14 protein-coding genes are annotated in these 14,610 nt (G+C 71.9%); 7 read left to right on the top strand and 7 right to left on the bottom strand.

Annotation, left to right across the window (positions count from 1 at the left end; all coding sequences use genetic code 11):
- Positions 1 to 31: 31 nt before the first annotated feature.
- Positions 32 to 697 carry a GntR family transcriptional regulator gene (locus ACZ60W_RS05475; protein WP_366302906.1) on the top strand — a complete coding sequence of 222 codons (666 nt, stop codon included), beginning with the start codon at positions 32 to 34 and terminating at the stop codon, positions 695 to 697.
- On the top strand, positions 694 to 2,004 hold the full coding sequence (locus ACZ60W_RS05470; RefSeq protein WP_469754049.1) for an MFS transporter: 1,311 nt from the start codon (positions 694 to 696) through the stop codon (positions 2,002 to 2,004). The genes ACZ60W_RS05475 and ACZ60W_RS05470 overlap by 4 nt, the downstream gene beginning before the upstream one ends.
- 4 nt (positions 2,005 to 2,008) lie before the next feature.
- On the opposite strand, the gene ACZ60W_RS05465 is transcribed toward ACZ60W_RS05470, so the two are convergent.
- Positions 2,009 to 2,836, bottom strand: coding sequence for a maleylpyruvate isomerase family mycothiol-dependent enzyme (locus ACZ60W_RS05465; protein ID WP_469754048.1), 828 nt, complete (start codon positions 2,834 to 2,836; stop codon positions 2,009 to 2,011).
- Positions 2,837 to 2,991: 155 nt separating this feature from the next.
- Here ACZ60W_RS05465 and ACZ60W_RS05460 point away from each other — a divergent pair, with 155 nt between their 5' ends.
- Complete coding sequence (locus tag ACZ60W_RS05460) at positions 2,992 to 3,795, top strand: carbon-nitrogen family hydrolase (RefSeq protein WP_366302900.1); 804 nt, start codon at positions 2,992 to 2,994, stop codon at positions 3,793 to 3,795.
- An 84-nt stretch (positions 3,796 to 3,879) separates the two neighbouring features.
- Here the strand turns inward: ACZ60W_RS05460 and ACZ60W_RS05455 are convergent, their stop codons facing one another.
- Positions 3,880 to 4,488 carry a hypothetical protein gene (locus tag ACZ60W_RS05455; RefSeq protein WP_469754047.1) on the bottom strand — a complete coding sequence of 203 codons (609 nt, stop codon included), beginning with the start codon at positions 4,486 to 4,488 and terminating at the stop codon, positions 3,880 to 3,882.
- A 108-nt stretch (positions 4,489 to 4,596) separates the two neighbouring features.
- The gene (locus ACZ60W_RS05450; protein WP_469754046.1) at positions 4,597 to 5,082 is read right to left on the bottom strand and encodes an LURP-one-related/scramblase family protein; all 486 of its coding nucleotides are present in this window, start codon (positions 5,080 to 5,082) and stop codon (positions 4,597 to 4,599) included.
- A gap of 116 nt (positions 5,083 to 5,198) precedes the next feature.
- On the opposite strand from ACZ60W_RS05450, the gene ACZ60W_RS05445 reads away from it, so the two are divergent.
- Positions 5,199 to 6,998 (top strand): NHL domain-containing thioredoxin family protein, encoded by a 1,800-nt coding sequence (locus ACZ60W_RS05445; RefSeq protein WP_469754045.1) that lies wholly within the window; start codon positions 5,199 to 5,201, stop codon positions 6,996 to 6,998.
- Between the two features lie 21 nt (positions 6,999 to 7,019).
- Here ACZ60W_RS05445 and ACZ60W_RS05440 read toward each other — a convergent pair whose 3' ends face one another.
- The 3 genes from ACZ60W_RS05440 to ACZ60W_RS05430 form a co-directional block, all read right to left on the bottom strand.
- Positions 7,020 to 7,364 carry a hypothetical protein gene (locus tag ACZ60W_RS05440; protein ID WP_469754044.1) on the bottom strand — a complete coding sequence of 115 codons (345 nt, stop codon included), beginning with the start codon at positions 7,362 to 7,364 and terminating at the stop codon, positions 7,020 to 7,022.
- 59 nt (positions 7,365 to 7,423) lie between these two features.
- Positions 7,424 to 8,731, bottom strand: a complete 1,308-nt coding sequence (locus ACZ60W_RS05435; RefSeq protein WP_469754043.1) for a M18 family aminopeptidase — start codon at positions 8,729 to 8,731, stop codon at positions 7,424 to 7,426.
- 146 nt (positions 8,732 to 8,877) lie between these two features.
- Entirely contained in the window at positions 8,878 to 10,707 is a 1,830-nt protein-coding gene (locus ACZ60W_RS05430) for an acyl-CoA dehydrogenase (protein WP_469754042.1), read from the bottom strand.
- A gap of 189 nt (positions 10,708 to 10,896) precedes the next feature.
- Here ACZ60W_RS05430 and ACZ60W_RS05425 point away from each other — a divergent pair, with 189 nt between their 5' ends.
- The 3 genes from ACZ60W_RS05425 (at position 10,897) to ACZ60W_RS05415 (ending at position 13,763) form a co-directional block, all read left to right on the top strand.
- Entirely contained in the window at positions 10,897 to 11,400 is a 504-nt protein-coding gene (locus ACZ60W_RS05425) for an SseB family protein (protein WP_469754041.1), read from the top strand.
- Positions 11,401 to 11,526: 126 nt separating this feature from the next.
- Positions 11,527 to 12,489: a pirin family protein gene (locus ACZ60W_RS05420; RefSeq protein ID WP_469754040.1), complete on the top strand. Its 963-nt coding sequence runs from the start codon at positions 11,527 to 11,529 to the stop codon at positions 12,487 to 12,489.
- A gap of 200 nt (positions 12,490 to 12,689) precedes the next feature.
- The gene (locus ACZ60W_RS05415; RefSeq protein ID WP_469754039.1) at positions 12,690 to 13,763 is read left to right on the top strand and encodes an AI-2E family transporter; all 1,074 of its coding nucleotides are present in this window, start codon (positions 12,690 to 12,692) and stop codon (positions 13,761 to 13,763) included.
- Positions 13,764 to 13,794: 31 nt separating this feature from the next.
- On the opposite strand, the gene ACZ60W_RS05410 is transcribed toward ACZ60W_RS05415, so the two are convergent.
- Positions 13,795 to 14,610 (bottom strand): MBL fold metallo-hydrolase, encoded by an 816-nt coding sequence (locus tag ACZ60W_RS05410; RefSeq protein ID WP_469754038.1) that lies wholly within the window; start codon positions 14,608 to 14,610, stop codon positions 13,795 to 13,797.

Below are 14,610 nucleotides of genomic sequence, written 5' to 3'. Positions count from 1 at the left end.
GTTGCACCTCTGTTGTATCTATGCTGTGCGCATGCCATCCGCCCCAGCCCCGGCGCCCACCAAGCAGCCCCCCGCGGCCGACCGCGTCTACATGCACGTCAAGCAGGCCGTACTCGACCGGCGCTACGAGGGAGGCACCCTCCTCACGGAGGGCGAACTCGCCGAGGCCGTCGGAGTCTCCCGGACCCCCGTCCGCGAGGCACTGCTCAAGCTGGAGATGGAAGGGCTGCTCAAGCTCTACCCGAAGAAGGGCGCGCTGGTCCTCGCCGTCTCCGCCCAGGAGATCGCCGACGTCGTCGAGACCCGGCTCCTCGTCGAGGAGTTCGCCGTCCGCCGCGCCGTGCCCGCCCCTGCCTCGCTGATCACCCGGCTCGAAGAGCTCCTGGAGGAGCAGAAGCGGCGCGCCCTGGCCGGAGACCTCGCCGAAGTCGCCGTCACCGACCGCTGCTTCCACGCCGAGATCGTCCGCCACGCCGGCAACCAGATCCTCTCCCGGCTCTACGACCAGCTCCGCGACCGCCAGCTCCGCATGGGCGTCGCCGTGATGCAGTCCCAGCCCGACCGCGTCGCCAAGAACATCACCGAACACGCCGAGATCCTCGACCGGATCCGCGCCGGCGACGTCGAGGGCGCCGCCCACTGCGTCCGCCAGCACCTCAGCTGGGTCAAGGTCCTGGTCCGGGGTGAGGACCGGTGAACCGCTCCTACGGCTCCGCGGTCACCCTCCCCGGAGATCCCCCCGGCGGCCGCCGCGCGGCACTCGTCTGGGGGGTCGGCGTCGCCGTCTACTTCGTCGCCGTCATCTTCCGCACGTCCCTCGGCGTCGCCGGCCTCGACGCCGCCGACCGCTTCGACGTCAACGCCTCCGCCCTCTCCACCTTCTCCATACTCCAGCTGCTGGTCTACGCCGGCATGCAGATACCCGTCGGCCTCATGGTCGACCGCCTCGGCACCAAGAAGGTCCTCACCCTCGGCGTCGTCCTCTTCACCGTCGGCCAGCTCGGCTTCGCGCTCTCCCCCTCGTACGGCACCGCGCTCGCCTCCCGCGCCCTCCTCGGCTGCGGCGACGCCATGACCTTCATCAGCGTCCTGCGGCTCGGCAGCCGCTGGTTCCCCGCCCGCCGCGGCCCCCTCATCGGCCAGGTCGCCGCCCTCTTCGGCATGGCCGGGAACCTCGTCTCCACCGTCTTCATCGCCCGCGCCCTGCACGGCCTCGGCTGGACCACCACCTTCGTCGGCAGCTCCCTGGCCGGCGTCGTCGTCCTCGTCCTCCTGCTGCTCCTGCTCAAGGACCACCCCGAGGGCTTCGCACCCGAACCCGCCACCCACGCCGGAGCCGCCTTCGTCCGCCGGCAGATCGCCGCCTCCTGGCGCGAACCCGGCACCCGCCTCGGCATGTGGGTGCACTTCACCACCCAGTTCCCCGCCATGGTGTTCCTGCTGCTCTGGGGCCTGCCCTACCTCGTCGAGGCCCAGGGCCTGTCGCGCTCCACGGCCGGCTCACTGCTCACCCTCGTGGTGCTCTCCAACATGGTCATCGGGCTCGCGTACGGGCAGATCATCGCCCGCCACCACACGGCCCGCGCGCCGCTGGCCCTCGGCACCGTCGCCGCCACCGCCCTGCTGTGGGGCACCACCCTCGCCTACCCCGGCGACCACGCGCCGATGTGGCTGCTCGTCACCCTGTGCCTGGTCCTCGGCGCCTGCGGACCCGCCTCGATGATCGGCTTCGACTTCGCCCGCCCGGCCAATCCGCCGGAGCGTCAGGGCACCGCCTCCGGCATCGTCAACATGGGCGGATTCGTCGCCTCGATGACGACGCTGCTCGCCGTCGGCGTCCTGCTCGACGCGACCGGCGGCGACTACCGGATCGCGTTCTCCTCGGTCTTCGTCCTGGAGGCCGTCGGCGTCGTGCAGATCCTGCGCCTCAAGTCCCGCACCCACCGCAGGGAACGGGAACGGCTCGTCGCCAGCCGCGTGGAAGCCGTCCACGTGCCCGCGTGACGCCCTACCGGGGCGTCACCGCGAAGTTGTCCAGGATCGCCCGCGCCAGGTCCGCGTCGCCCTCCGTCTTGACCCGGTCGGCGACGTCGGACGGCCGGACCCGGCCGCACGCCAGCCGTACGAACGTCTCCCAGTCCGTCGCCAGCGTCACCGCCGGCCCCAGGGACGGCGCGCCGTCGACCGAACCACGGCCCTGCGCGTCCACCCGCACGGTCCGCAGGAACTCCACCGGACCGCTCACGTCGATCACCACCGCCGACGACGGCGGCGCCCCCGCGTCCTTGGCGACCATGTCGGGCAGCGCCTCCAGCAGCACGTCCCGGGCGACGAGCGCACCCGCCGAGTCCAGGTTCCCCGGGGTCCCCAGCGCCGCCCGCAGGTCCTGCTCGTGCACCCAGACGTCGAAGGCACGCGTCCGGTAGGCCAGTTCCAGCGACTGCTCGGCACCCAGCGGAGCACGCATCAGATGCTCGGGGGAGCGGTTCTCGTTGCGCAGCTGCCGCGCACGGCGGATCAGGATGTACTCCAGCTCCGAGGTCATCTCCGGGGCGGTGTGGTGCCGCCGCACATCGACCTGGACCTCCATGTAGCGGGCGAAGTCACTGCGTACGTGGTACAGATCCCGGGGCAGCGAATGGATCGGACGCGGGTCGCCCAGCATCTCGGTCTCCATGCCGATCACATGGGACACGATGTCCCGTACCGACCAGCCGGGGCAGGGCGTTGGCCGGTTCCATTCGCCCTCCACGAGCGGCTGCACCAGCTCGGCTATCGCCTCGATGGAGTGCGTCCAGGCGTCGGCGTAGTTCTGGAGGCTGGGATGGACGGTCACGGGACCCCTCGGCGGTTCTTCGGTGCGCGGGCTGAAAACACGACTGGGTGGGAGGCTCGGACGCTAAGTTACGCTGCCCGAAGGCACCCCGGCAGTGCTTTCGTGTGACGATCGTAGGCCGGTGTTGACGGCTCGAATGCCAGGACGGTGGTAGTGTGCGCGCCTCGCTGATCCAGATCGCGGTAGACCCGGACGAACCGGTCGACGCCCGACGGGCCCGGGTGGCCCGGCTCGTACGAGAGGAATCCGGCCGCGCCGACCTCGTCGTCCTGCCGGAACTCTGGCCCATGGGGGCCTTCGCGTACGAACAGTTCGCCGCCGAGTCCGAGCCGCTCAACGGCCCCACCCACCGGGCCATGGCCGCCGCCGCCCGCGACGCCGGGGTCTGGCTGCACGCCGGCTCCTTCGTCGAGGCCGAGGGCGGCGCCCTCTACAACACCTCGCTCGTCCTCTCCCCCGACGGCGAACTCGTCGCCTCCTACCGGAAGATCCACCGCTTCGGCTTCGACAAGGGCGAAGCCGTGATGATGGCCGCCGGCGAGGACCTCGTCACCGTCGACCTGCCCCACCTCACCCTGGGCGTCGGCACCTGCTACGACCTGCGCTTCCCCGAACTCTTCCGCGGCCTCGTCGACGCCGGCGCCCAGGCCTTCGTCGTCCCCGCCGGATGGCCCGCGCGCCGCCGCGCCCACTGGTCGCTCCTCGCCCGCGCCCGGGCCGTCGAGAACCAGGCGTACGTCCTCGCCTGCGGCACCGCCGGCACCCATGCCGGCGTCGAGCAGGCCGGACACTCCCTCGTCGTCGACCCCTGGGGCGAGACCCTCGCCGAGGCCGGTCCCGACGAGGAGACCCTCCGCGTCGTCCTCGACCCCGCCAAGGTGACCGCCACCCGCGAACAGTTCCCCGCCCTCAAGGACCGCGTCCTGGGCCTCGCGACACCCCCCGCCCGCCGCGGCTGAGTCCGCCACCGGGACCCGCTGAACGGCGGGGACACGGCCCCGTCCCCGTCCTGACCGGGCGGGGACACGTCCCTCCCCGCCCGGTCAGTACTGGGACTCGGCCCAGAAGTGGGTCACCCGCGACAGCCCGGCCCGCACGGCACCGAGCCGTGTCAGGGCCGAGCGGTCCACCCCCGCGAAGACCAGCGCGAGGGCCAGGTCCCCGCTTCCGGCACGCCCCTCCACGCGCACGGAGAGCCTCCGGCCCTTCCCGCGCCCCGCCTCGCGGACGGTGATCGCGACCCCGGGATCCTCCTCGTCCGCGGCACGGCTCAGGACGTGGCCGCGCGCGTCGAGGGCCGCGAGCCGGAAGCGGTCGCCCGCGTACCGCATCTCCAGGGCACGCTGCGCCGACGTGGCGCCGAAACGGTTCCGCGTCACGTACACCATCCGGTCGCCGACCCGCAGCGTCGACCGGTTCAGTCCCGGCAGCCGCATCCCCTCGACGTGCGCCCCGCGCGCCTCGAACGAGGCGGTCGGAAGCCGCCCGCCGCGCACCTCCGAGACCAGGGATTCGGGAGAGGTGCGGGGGAGGGGGCAGGTCAGCGTGATCTCGCCGAACTCCGGCGAGACCCCCGTCCAGCCCGCCCGGTAGTCGTGCCGGCCCCCCTCCTGCCACGCGCGGAGGTCGAACGGCGTGACGTGCGTGTGCATCTCCAGCTCCTGCGGGCGATCGGCCGGGGTGGGACCTGTACGGTCGACCAGGTTCCCCCACCAGCCCGTCCACCGACAACTCCCCCCGCGCCGAACCGTGGACAGGCCCTAGTCCTCCCGCTCCGCCATCCGGATCACGCACACCGCCACCGCGACGAGCAGCGAGGCGTCCGCGTCCTCCCGGACCACGTTCACCGCGTACGTCTCCCGCACGTGGAACCACCGCCGCGAGACGTGCGCCAGCAGCTCCCCCTCGTACTCGACCGTGAACTCCCGGTCGAGCACCCGCCCGCTGACGTCCAGTCCGGTCCCCTCCACCAGCGTCACCCGGTAGTGGTTCCGCAGCAGCGACAGCCTCTTGCGCCGCACGGTCGCCAGCGGCCGCTCGTCCCGCTCGATCGTCATCGCGTCCCGCAGGCTGAACATCTTCTGCCGCAGCGTCACCAGGACCTGTCCGTCCGGGTCCTTCAGCTCCAGCGTGTCCCGCAGCCGCATCGCCTTGCCGTCGACGAGGAACGCGTGCCGCCCGTGCTCGTCCTCGATCCAGTAGTCGTCACCGATCGAGAAGATCTTGTCCCTTACCAGATATTTCATACCCCTATGACTGCCCCGCCTTCCCCTCCTCTCACCCACAGCCACGCACCCGTCACCCACCGGCCCCGCCGCACGCGCGTGATCCGCCGTTCATGGCCGGATGGCAAGCTTGAAGCATGAACGATGCCTCTGCGGCGCACACCCCCGCGCCCCGCCGTGCCCGTGTCCGTGCCCCCGAGCTGATCGGCAAGGGCGGCTGGCTGAACACGGGCGGAGACGACCTGACCCTCGCGGACCTGCGCGGGAAGATCGTTCTTCTCGACTTCTGGACCTTCTGCTGTGTGAACTGCCTGCACGTGCTCGACGAGCTGCGGGACCTGGAGGAGAAGCACCGGGACACGCTGGTGATCGTGGGGGTGCACTCGCCGAAGTTCGTGCACGAGGCGGAGCACCAGGCGGTCGTGGACGCGGTGGAGCGCTACGAGGTGCACCACCCGGTGCTGGACGACCCGGAGCTCGCCACGTGGAAGCAGTACGCGGTGCGGGCGTGGCCGACGCTGGTGGTGATCGACCCCGAGGGGTACGTCGTCGCGCAGCACGCCGGTGAGGGGCACGCCAACGCGATCCGGACGCTGGTGGAGGAGCTGGAGGCCGAGCACGGGGCGAAGGGCACCCTGCGGCGCGGGGACGGGCCCTACGTGGCGCCGGAGCCGGTCGCGACCGATCTGCGGTTCCCGGGCAAGGCCGTGGTGCTGGGCGACGGCAACCTCCTGGTCTCCGACACGACCCGGCACCAGCTGGTCGAGCTGGCGCCGGACGGCGAGACGGTCGTGAAGCGGATCGGCGAGGGCGTCTTCCGGGAGCCGCAGGGCCTGGCCCTGCTGCCCGACGGCACGGTCGTCGTCGCGGACACCGTGCACCACGCCCTGCGCACGTACGACCCGGAGACCGGGGCGATCGAGCTGGTCGCGGGCACCGGGAAGCAGTGGTGGCAGGGGTCGCCCACGTCGGGGCCGGCTCTGGAGGTGGACCTGTCGTCGCCGTGGGACGTGGCGTGGTGGCAGGGGAAGGTGTGGATCGCGATGGCGGGCGTCCACCAGTTGTGGACGTACGACCCGGAGACCCGGACGGTCGCGGTCGCGGCGGGCACCACCAACGAGGGGCTCGTCGACGGCCCCGCCGCCGAGGCGTGGTTCGCGCAGCCGTCCGGGCTCGCCGCGACCGAGGACCGGCTGTGGATCGCCGACTCCGAGACGAGCGCGGTGCGGTGGATCGACACGGAGGGCGTCGTGCACACCGCCGTCGGCACGGGCCTGTTCGACTTCGGGCACCGCGACGGCGACGCCGCCCAGGCGCTCCTCCAGCACCCGCTGGGCGTGACGGCGCTCCCGGACGGGTCGGTCGCCATCAGCGACACGTACAACCACGCCCTGCGCCGCTTCGACCCCGCCACGGGCGAGGTCACCACGCTCGCCACGGACCTGCGCGAGCCCAGCGGCGCGGTGCTCGTCGACGACGACATCGTGGTCGTCGAGTCCGCCCGGCACCGCCTGACCCGGCTGCGGCTGCCCGAGGAGGCCGTCCAGGTGGACGCGGTGGCGCACCGCACCCGCCGGGAGGCCACCGAGGTCGCCCCGGGCCGGCTGCGCCTGGACGTGGTCTTCCAGGCCCCGACGGGCCAGAAGCTCGACGAGCGGTACGGTCCCTCGACCCGGCTGCTGGTCTCCTCGACGCCGCCGGAGCTGCTGGTCGCGGGCGAGGGCACGGGCACGGACCTGTTCCGCGAGCTCGACCTGAACCCGGAGCTGACGGAGGGCGTGCTGCACGTCTCCGCGATGGCGGCGTCGTGCGACGACGACCCGGCCAACGAGTACCCGGCCTGCCACGTCCACCAGCAGGACTGGGGCGTCCCGGTGAAGGTCACCGCCGAGGGCGTGGCCCGGCTGCCGCTGATCCTGGCGGGCATGGACGGCTGAGGCTGCCCGGCGGTACGCGCGCTAGCGCACGATTCCCTGGTTCCTGGACGTGCGTCCCGCGGCGCCGTCCAGGCAGCCGGCGACCCAGGCCGCCGGGTCGTGGGCGGCGCGGGCGCCGCCGAGGCCCTGGCGTTCCATGAGGGCGCACTCGCCGGCGAGGAGGGCCTTGGTGCGCGAGCCGTCGACGTCGAAGCCGCGGATGCGGGCGGCCTGCACGTAGCCGCCCTCGTAGGCGATGTCGGTGGCCCACGGGGGGCGGTCGGCGTAGTGGTCGACCAGCCCCCAGGCCGCCGCCGCGGCGAGGAGCGCGGCGGCGGTGGCGAGCAGGGCGAGTCTCCTGGGCGGCGGACCCTCGTGTCGGTGCATGCGGCGAGGCTGCCAGGAGGGGGCTTTCGCCGATGTTTCGCGGCGGGGCCGCGGGGCGGTCAGCCCTCCAGGAAGGCGACGAGCGCGTTGGCGAGGAGGTAGGGGTCCTCGGCGCCGCAGAGCTCGCGGGCGCTGTGCATGGACAGGCAGGCGACGCCGATGTCGACGGTCCTGATGCCGTGGCGGGCGGCGGTGATGGGGCCGATCGTGGTGCCGCAGGGCATGTCGTTGTGGGAGACGAAGGACTGCCACGGCACGCCGGCCTTCTCGCAGGCGGCGGCGAAGACGGCCCGGCCGGCGCCGTCGGTGGCGTAGCGCTGGTTGACGTTGACCTTGAGGATCGGGCCGCCGTTGGGGCGCGGGTGGTGCGTCGGGTCGTGGCGCTCCGCGTAGTTGGGGTGGACGGCGTGGCCGACGTCGGAGGAGAGGCAGATCGAGCCGGCGAGGGCGCGGGCGCGGTCCTCGTAGGCACCGCCGCGGGCGTAGACGGAGCGTTCCAGGACGTTGCCGAGGAGCGGGCCCTGGGCGCCGGTGTCGGCCTCGGAGCCGTTCTCCTCGTGGTCGAAGGCGGCGAGGACGGGGATGTAGGGGAGGTCCTCGCGGCCGGCGACGGCGGCGAGCGCGGCGACGGCGGCGTGCACGGAGATGAGGTTGTCCATGCGGGGGCCGGCGACGAGTTCGCGGTCGCGGCCCAGGTAGGCGGGGGCCTCGATGGCGCTGACCATGAGGTCCCAGCCGGTCACGTCCTCGGCGTCGAGGCCCGCCTCCTCGGCGACGAAGGCGATGAGGTCGCCCTCGTGGACGTCGCCGAGGCCCCAGATGGGCTGCATGTGGCGCTGGCGCTCCAGCTTCATGCCGTCGTTGACCCCGCGGTCGAGGTGGACGGCGAGCTGCGGGACGCGCAGCAGGGGACGGTCGACGTTCACGAGCTTCTGGGAGCCGTCGCGGAGGGTGAGGCGTCCGGCGAGGCCGAGGTCGCGGTCGAGCCAGCTGTTGAGCAGCGGACCGCCGTAGATCTCGACGGCGACCTGGCGCCAGCCCTGGGTGCCCATGTCGGGCTGGGGCTTGACGCGGAGGTTCGGGGAGTCGGTGTGGGCGCCGACGATCCGGAAGGGGGTGTGCGGGGCGGCGCCCTCCGGCACGTACCAGGCGATGATCGCGCCGCCGCGGACCACGTACTTCCCGCCCGTCGTCCCGTCCCACGACGCGGTCTCCTCGACGCGCCGGAAGCCGGCCTTCTCCAGCCGCTCGGCGGCCGTGGCGACGGCGTGGTACGGCGTCGGCGAGGCCGCGAGGAAGGCCATCAGGTCGTCGGTGTGGCCGCGGTCGAAGGGGCCGGCGGTGGGACGGGAAGCTGCGCTGCTCATGGGTTCACCTTACGCACGGCCCGGAATACGAAGTCGGGGCCCCGGAAATGGAACGGCCCGGCGGGCCGCCCCGCTGACCGGGAAAGAGAGTACGGCCCGCCCCCCTCCCCGGGGACGGGCCGTACCGGAAGGACCAGGTGCGTCGCTTAGAACGCGGCCTCGTCCAGGTCCATCACCGAGCCGTCGACGGCCTCGGCCAGGGCGCGCTCGGCGGAGACGCCGGGCAGGACGTTGGCGGCGAAGAACTTCGCGGCCGCGATCTTGCCCTGGTAGAAGGCGACGTCCTTGCCGGTGGCGCCGGCGGCCAGCTTCTCGGCGGCGACGGCCGCGCCCTTGAGGAGCAGGTAGCCGACGACGACGTCGCCGGAGGCGAGCAGCAGGCGGGTGGTGTTGAGGCCGACCTTGTAGATGTTCTTCACGTCCTCGCCGGTGGCGGTGAGGTCGGTGATCATCGTGCCGACGATGGCCTCCAGGTCGACGGCGGCCTTGGCGAGCGCGTCGCGGGCGCCGGCCAGGTCGTCGCCGCCGGTGCCGACCGCGAGGAACTTCTTGATCTCCTCGGACAGCGCGTTCAGGGAGGCGCCCTGGTCGCGGACGATCTTCCGGAAGAAGAAGTCCTGGCCCTGGATGGCGGTGGTGCCCTCGTAGAGGGTGTCGATCTTGGCGTCGCGGATGTACTGCTCGATCGGGTACTCCTGCAGGAAGCCGGAGCCGCCGAAGGTCTGGAGCGACTGCGCGAGCTGCTCGTAGCCCTTCTCGGAGCCGTAGCCCTTGACGATCGGGAGCAGCAGGTCGTTCAGGCCGTGCAGGGCCTTGACGTCCTCGCCGGCCGCTTCCTTGATCGCGATCTCGTCCTGCACGGAGGCCGTGTAGAGGACGAGGGAGCGCATGCCCTCGGCGTACGCCTTCTGCGTCATCAGCGAGCGGCGGACGTCGGGGTGGTGCGTGATGGTGACCTTGGGGGCCGCCTTGTCCATGAAGTTGGCCAGGTCGGTGCCCTGGACGCGCTCCTTGGCGTACTCCAGGGCGTTGAGGTAGCCCGTGGAGAGGGTGGAGATCGCCTTCGTGCCGACCATCATGCGGGCGAACTCGATGATGAGGAACATCTGGCGGATGCCCTCGTGCTTGTCGCCGACGAGCCAGCCCTTGGCGGGGTGGCGGTCGCCGAAGGTCATCTCGCACGTGTTGGAGGCCTTGAGGCCCATCTTGTGCTCGACGTTGGTGGCGTAGACGCCGTTGCGCTCGCCCAGCTCGCCGGTCTCCCAGTCGAACTCGTACTTGGGGACGAGGAAGAGGGAGAGGCCCTTGGTGCCGGGGCCGGCGCCCTCGGGGCGGGCGAGGACGTAGTGGAGGATGTTCTCCTCCATGTCGTGCTCACCGGAGGTGATGAAGCGCTTCACGCCCTCGATGTGCCAGGAGCCGTCCTCCTGCTGGACGGCCTTGGTGCGGCCGGCGCCGACGTCCGAGCCGGCGTCGGGCTCGGTGAGGACCATGGTGGAGCCCCAGCGCTTCTCGACCGCGATCTGGGCGATCTTCTTCTGGGCCTCGTTGCCCTCGTTGTAGAGGACGCCGGCGAAGGCGGGGCCGGAGGAGTACATCCAGATGGCCGGGTTCGAGCCGAGGAGCAGCTCGGCGTAGGCCCAGACGAGGGAGCGCGGGGAGACGGTGCCGCCGATGCCCTCGGGGATGCCGAGGCGCCAGTACTCGGAGTCCATGAAGGCCTTGTAGGACTTCTTGAAGGAGGCCGGTACCGGGGCGGTGTTGGTCTCGGGGTCGAAGACGGGCGGGTTGCGGTCGGCGTCGGCGAAGGACTCCGCGAGCTCGTTCTCGGCGAGGCGGCGGATCTCGTCGAGGATGCTCTTGGCGGTCTCGACGTCCATCTCCTCGAACGGACCGGTGCCGTACACCTTGTCGCGGCCGAGCACCTCGAAGAGGTTGAACTCGATGTCGCGGAGATTCGACTTGTAGTGCCCCATGGCGACGGCTCCGTAAGGCTCGGGGAGGCAGGTTCCTCGTACACGTACCAGCGAGTAGCAACACGCTCTCTCCGATGATGCTACCCACCGGTAATAAGAAGCAACCCCTATCCGGCCATCTGTGACGTCCGCGACGTCGATCCGGCCCATCGGGCGGCGGCCGCGGCCCGGCTCGATAGGCTTGGCCCCATGTACGGCTACGAGCAGAATCCGGGTGCCCAGCAGCAGTACGCGCCGCCGCCGCAGGGGCAGTACGCGCCGCAGGGCGGCATGCAGGCCGGCATGCCGGGCGCCGGTTACGGGCAGCAGCAGGCGCCGCTCTATCCGGAGCCCTCGCCGCCCTCGCTCGCCGACGCCGTACGGGCGTTCACGACCGGCACGCTCGCGCCGGAGGACTTCCAGCAGATCTTCGCCACGTCCAAGGTCTACTGCCCGCGCGGTGACAACCCGGGCTTCCTGGCCCTGCACAACACCCAGCAGCCGGTGATCCCGATGTTCACCTCGCTCAAGGAGCTGCGGCGGTACGCGGGCAAGGAGTCGAAGTACTTCGTGATCACCGGGGCCGAGGTGATCGACCTGCTGCCGACCGGCTACGGCTTCGTCCTCGACATGGAGGGCGACCACCGCATGGTCTTCGACGCGAAGGCCGTGGAGCAGATGGTCGACTTCGCGATGCGGCGGATGTACGGCTGACGGAGGCTGGGAGCAGGTCGGGAGCGCCCGGGAGGAATTCCTTCCGGGCGCTCCGCGTTCCGGGTGGCAGAAAGTTCAGCGTTCAACTAAAGTGGTCGTACAAGGTCGCACCTAGGAGGTCCGGTCATGCCCGCTGTGACTGTCGAGAACCCGCTCACCCTGCCGCGCGTCGCCGCCCCGGCCGATGCCGTCACCCGCCCCGTGCTCGCCGTCACCACGGCCCCGCAGGGGTTCGAGGGCGAGGGCTTCCCGGTCCGCCGGGCCTTCGCGGGGATCAACTACCAGTACCTCGACCCGTTCATCATGATGGACCAGATGGGCGAGGTGGAGTACGCCCCCGGCGAGCCCAAGGGCACGCCCTGGCACCCCCACCGGGGCTTCGAGACCGTCACCTACATCATCGACGGGATCTTCGACCACCAGGACTCCCAGGGCGGCGGCGGCACCATCACCAACGGCGACACCCAGTGGATGACCGCCGGCGCCGGCCTCCTCCACATCGAGGCCCCGCCGGAGTCCCTCGTCGTCAGCGGCGGCCTCTTCCACGGCCTCCAGCTCTGGGTCAACCTCCCCGCCGCCGACAAGATGATGGCCCCCCGCTACCAGGACATCCGCGGCGGCCAGGTCCAGCTGCTCACCTCCCCCGACGGCGGCGCGCTCCTCCGCGTCATCGCCGGCGAGCTCGACGGCCACCAGGGTCCCGGCATCACCCACACCCCGATCACGATGATCCACGCCACCCTGCGCCCCGGCGCCGAGATCAGCCTGCCGTGGCGCGAGGACTTCAACGGCCTCGCCTACGTGCTCGCCGGCCGCGGCACCGTCGGCGCCGAGCGGCGGCCCGTCCACATGGGCCAGACCGCCGTCTTCGGCAAGGGCGGCGCGCTCACCGTCCGCGCCGACGAGAAGCAGGACGGCAACACCCCGGACCTGGAGGTCGTCCTCCTCGGCGGGCAGCCGATCCGCGAACCCATGGCCCACTACGGCCCGTTCGTCATGAACACCCAGGCCGAACTGCGCCAGGCCTTCGAGGACTTCCAGGCGGGCCGCCTCGGCACCATCCCGGCCGTCCACGGCATGGGCGAGTAGGCGAGCGACGACCGGACACCGCACGGGGCGGGGCCACGAGCCCCGCCCCGCACGCGTGTCCCGCTCCGCACGCGTGTCCCGCTCCGCACGCGTGTCCCGCCCCGCACGCGTGTCCCGCTCCGCCCCGGATGCTGACGGGCCGTCGCCCGTACGGCCGCCAGCGCGCGACGACACGCCGACGGGCATGGTCCGGTGGACGCGTGCAGACGACCCGAGCGCTCCTCCCCGACCCCGTCCGTCGCTTCGCCGCCTGGTGTGTCGTCCTGCTGCTCGGCGCCGGCGTCCTCGCCGTCTTCGTCTGGCTCTGCGTCGTCTTCAAGACCGCCGTCACCCCCGTCCTCCTCGCCATCCTCGGCACCGCCCTGCTCGGGCCGCTCTACCGCCGCCTGCTGGGGATGAAGGTCCGCAAGGGGCTCGCCGCCGCGCTCACCGTCGTCGCCGTCCTCGCGGTCGTCGGCGGCGCCACGTACATCGTCGTCGTCGCCCTCATCGACACCGGCGACCAGATCGTCGCCTCGCTGCGACAGGCCGCCACCGACATCGCCAAGCACCTCGGCGCCGCCGGCACCTCCCTCGACGACCTCGCCAAGAACGCCAGGAGCCTCCTGGAGAAGTTCGGCGGCACCGCCGCCTCCGGGGTCATCAGCGGCATCAGCGTCGTCGGCGAGATGCTCGCCACCGCCGTCCTCGCCCTGCTCCTGATCTTCTTCTTCCTCAAGGACTCCGACCGGGCCGCCGGCGCCCTGCGCTCCCTCGTCCCCCGCGCCACCGGCGACCTCGTCGAGGCGATGGCCCGCCGCGCCTTCGAGGCGGTCGAGGGGTTCATGCGCGGCACGACCTTCGTCGCCCTCGTCGACGCCGTCCTCATCGGCGTCGGGCTGCTCGTCCTCGACGTGCCCGGCGCCGTCGGGCTGGCCGCGCTCGTCTTCGTCACCGCCTACATCCCCTACCTCGGTGCCTTCCTCTCGGGCGCCGTCGCCGTCCTCGTCGCCCTCGCCGACCGCGGCTTCGTCATCGCGCTCTGGGTGCTCGGCATCGTCCTGGCCGTCCAGGTCATCGAGGGCAACGTCCTCCAGCCGCTCGTCCAGAGCAGGACCGTCCAGATGCACCCCGCCGTCGTGATGCTCGCCATCACCGCGGGCGCCTCCGTCGCCGGCGTCCTCGGGATGCTCCTCGCCGTCCCCCTCACCGCCGCCGTGACCGGCGTCCTCGGCGAACTGCGGACGCGGTACGGAGTCCCGGCGGACCCCGCCGGGACTCCAAAGGCCGACTGACCCGGTCGGCCGGGCCGCTCCCGCGGGCCGGTCAGGCGGTCGCCATGCCGCCCGGCTCGAAGGTGGCCAGGAGCTGTTCCAGGGCCGCCTGGTCCGGGCCGACGAACGGGTCGCAGTCCGGGGCGGAGGAGATCGTCTCCAGCAGCCGGTCCGTCATCCGCACGGCCGGCGGCAGATGCGTGCAGAGCACGACCTCCGGGTTCATCGACCGCAGCGGCTCGATCGTCGCCCGGTACTTCGCCGGGTCCACCAGGTGCACCCACGGGCTGTCGATCGTCGCCCACATCAGCTGGGCCCGCCGCAGCTCCTCCGGCTTCAGGTCGCTCGCGTGCCCGCTCTCGGCGATCTCGGCGCTCGGCATCGGACCGCCGAAGCAGTCCGAGCTGAAGCACATCCGGGTCCGGTCGTCGTAGAAGCCGACGGTCGACGGGTTGTCGAAGAGCGGCGGCCGGAAGGCGTGCAGCGTCCGGTCGCCGACGTCCAGGGACTGGCCCGGGTTCAGGAAGTACACCCGGTCCATGGGCAGCGGCCGCTCGGTCGTCATGATCCCGAAGCCGAGGAAGGTCGTGATCACGCGCGCCCCGGGCGCGGCCTCCAGCAGGTCGAAGATCCCGCCCGTGTGGTCCCGGTCCGGATGGGTGAGCCAGATCCAGCGCACGTCCGCCGGGTCCATCACCCGGCCCAGCGCCGCGAGGAAGTCACGGTCCTCCAGCGAGAGCCCCGTGTCGACGACCACCGGCTCGGCGGCGGTGAGCACGTACGCGTTGGCGGGCAGGTGCCCGATCCCGGGCACTTCGAGGCTGTCGGCGAGAACGGTGGTGTCGCTGCCGACCTTGTGGATGTCCAT

It is taken from the genome of Streptomyces sp. NPDC104202 (assembly GCF_055584185.1).
Note: the sequence above shows the minus strand (reverse complement) of the source record. Positions and strands in the feature narration are given on the sequence as shown.

Excerpts from the sequence above, each read along its gene's own strand:
- ACZ60W_RS05475 (WP_366302906.1), top strand. The coding sequence starts at position 32 with ATGCCATCCGCCCCAGCCCCGGCGCCCACCAAGCAGCCCCCCGCGGCC.
- ACZ60W_RS05455 (WP_469754047.1), bottom strand. The coding sequence starts at position 4,488 with ATGCACACGCACGTCACGCCGTTCGACCTCCGCGCGTGGCAGGAGGGG.
- ACZ60W_RS05450 (WP_469754046.1), bottom strand. The coding sequence starts at position 5,082 with ATGAAATATCTGGTAAGGGACAAGATCTTCTCGATCGGTGACGACTAC.
- ACZ60W_RS05445 (WP_469754045.1), top strand. The coding sequence starts at position 5,199 with ATGAACGATGCCTCTGCGGCGCACACCCCCGCGCCCCGCCGTGCCCGT.
- ACZ60W_RS05440 (WP_469754044.1), bottom strand. The coding sequence starts at position 7,364 with ATGCACCGACACGAGGGTCCGCCGCCCAGGAGACTCGCCCTGCTCGCC.
- ACZ60W_RS05435 (WP_469754043.1), bottom strand. The coding sequence starts at position 8,731 with ATGAGCAGCGCAGCTTCCCGTCCCACCGCCGGCCCCTTCGACCGCGGC.
- ACZ60W_RS05430 (WP_469754042.1), bottom strand. The coding sequence starts at position 10,707 with ATGGGGCACTACAAGTCGAATCTCCGCGACATCGAGTTCAACCTCTTC.
- ACZ60W_RS05425 (WP_469754041.1), top strand. The coding sequence starts at position 10,897 with ATGTACGGCTACGAGCAGAATCCGGGTGCCCAGCAGCAGTACGCGCCG.
- ACZ60W_RS05420 (WP_469754040.1), top strand. The coding sequence starts at position 11,527 with ATGCCCGCTGTGACTGTCGAGAACCCGCTCACCCTGCCGCGCGTCGCC.
- ACZ60W_RS05410 (WP_469754038.1), bottom strand. The coding sequence starts at position 14,610 with ATGGACATCCACAAGGTCGGCAGCGACACCACCGTTCTCGCCGACAGC.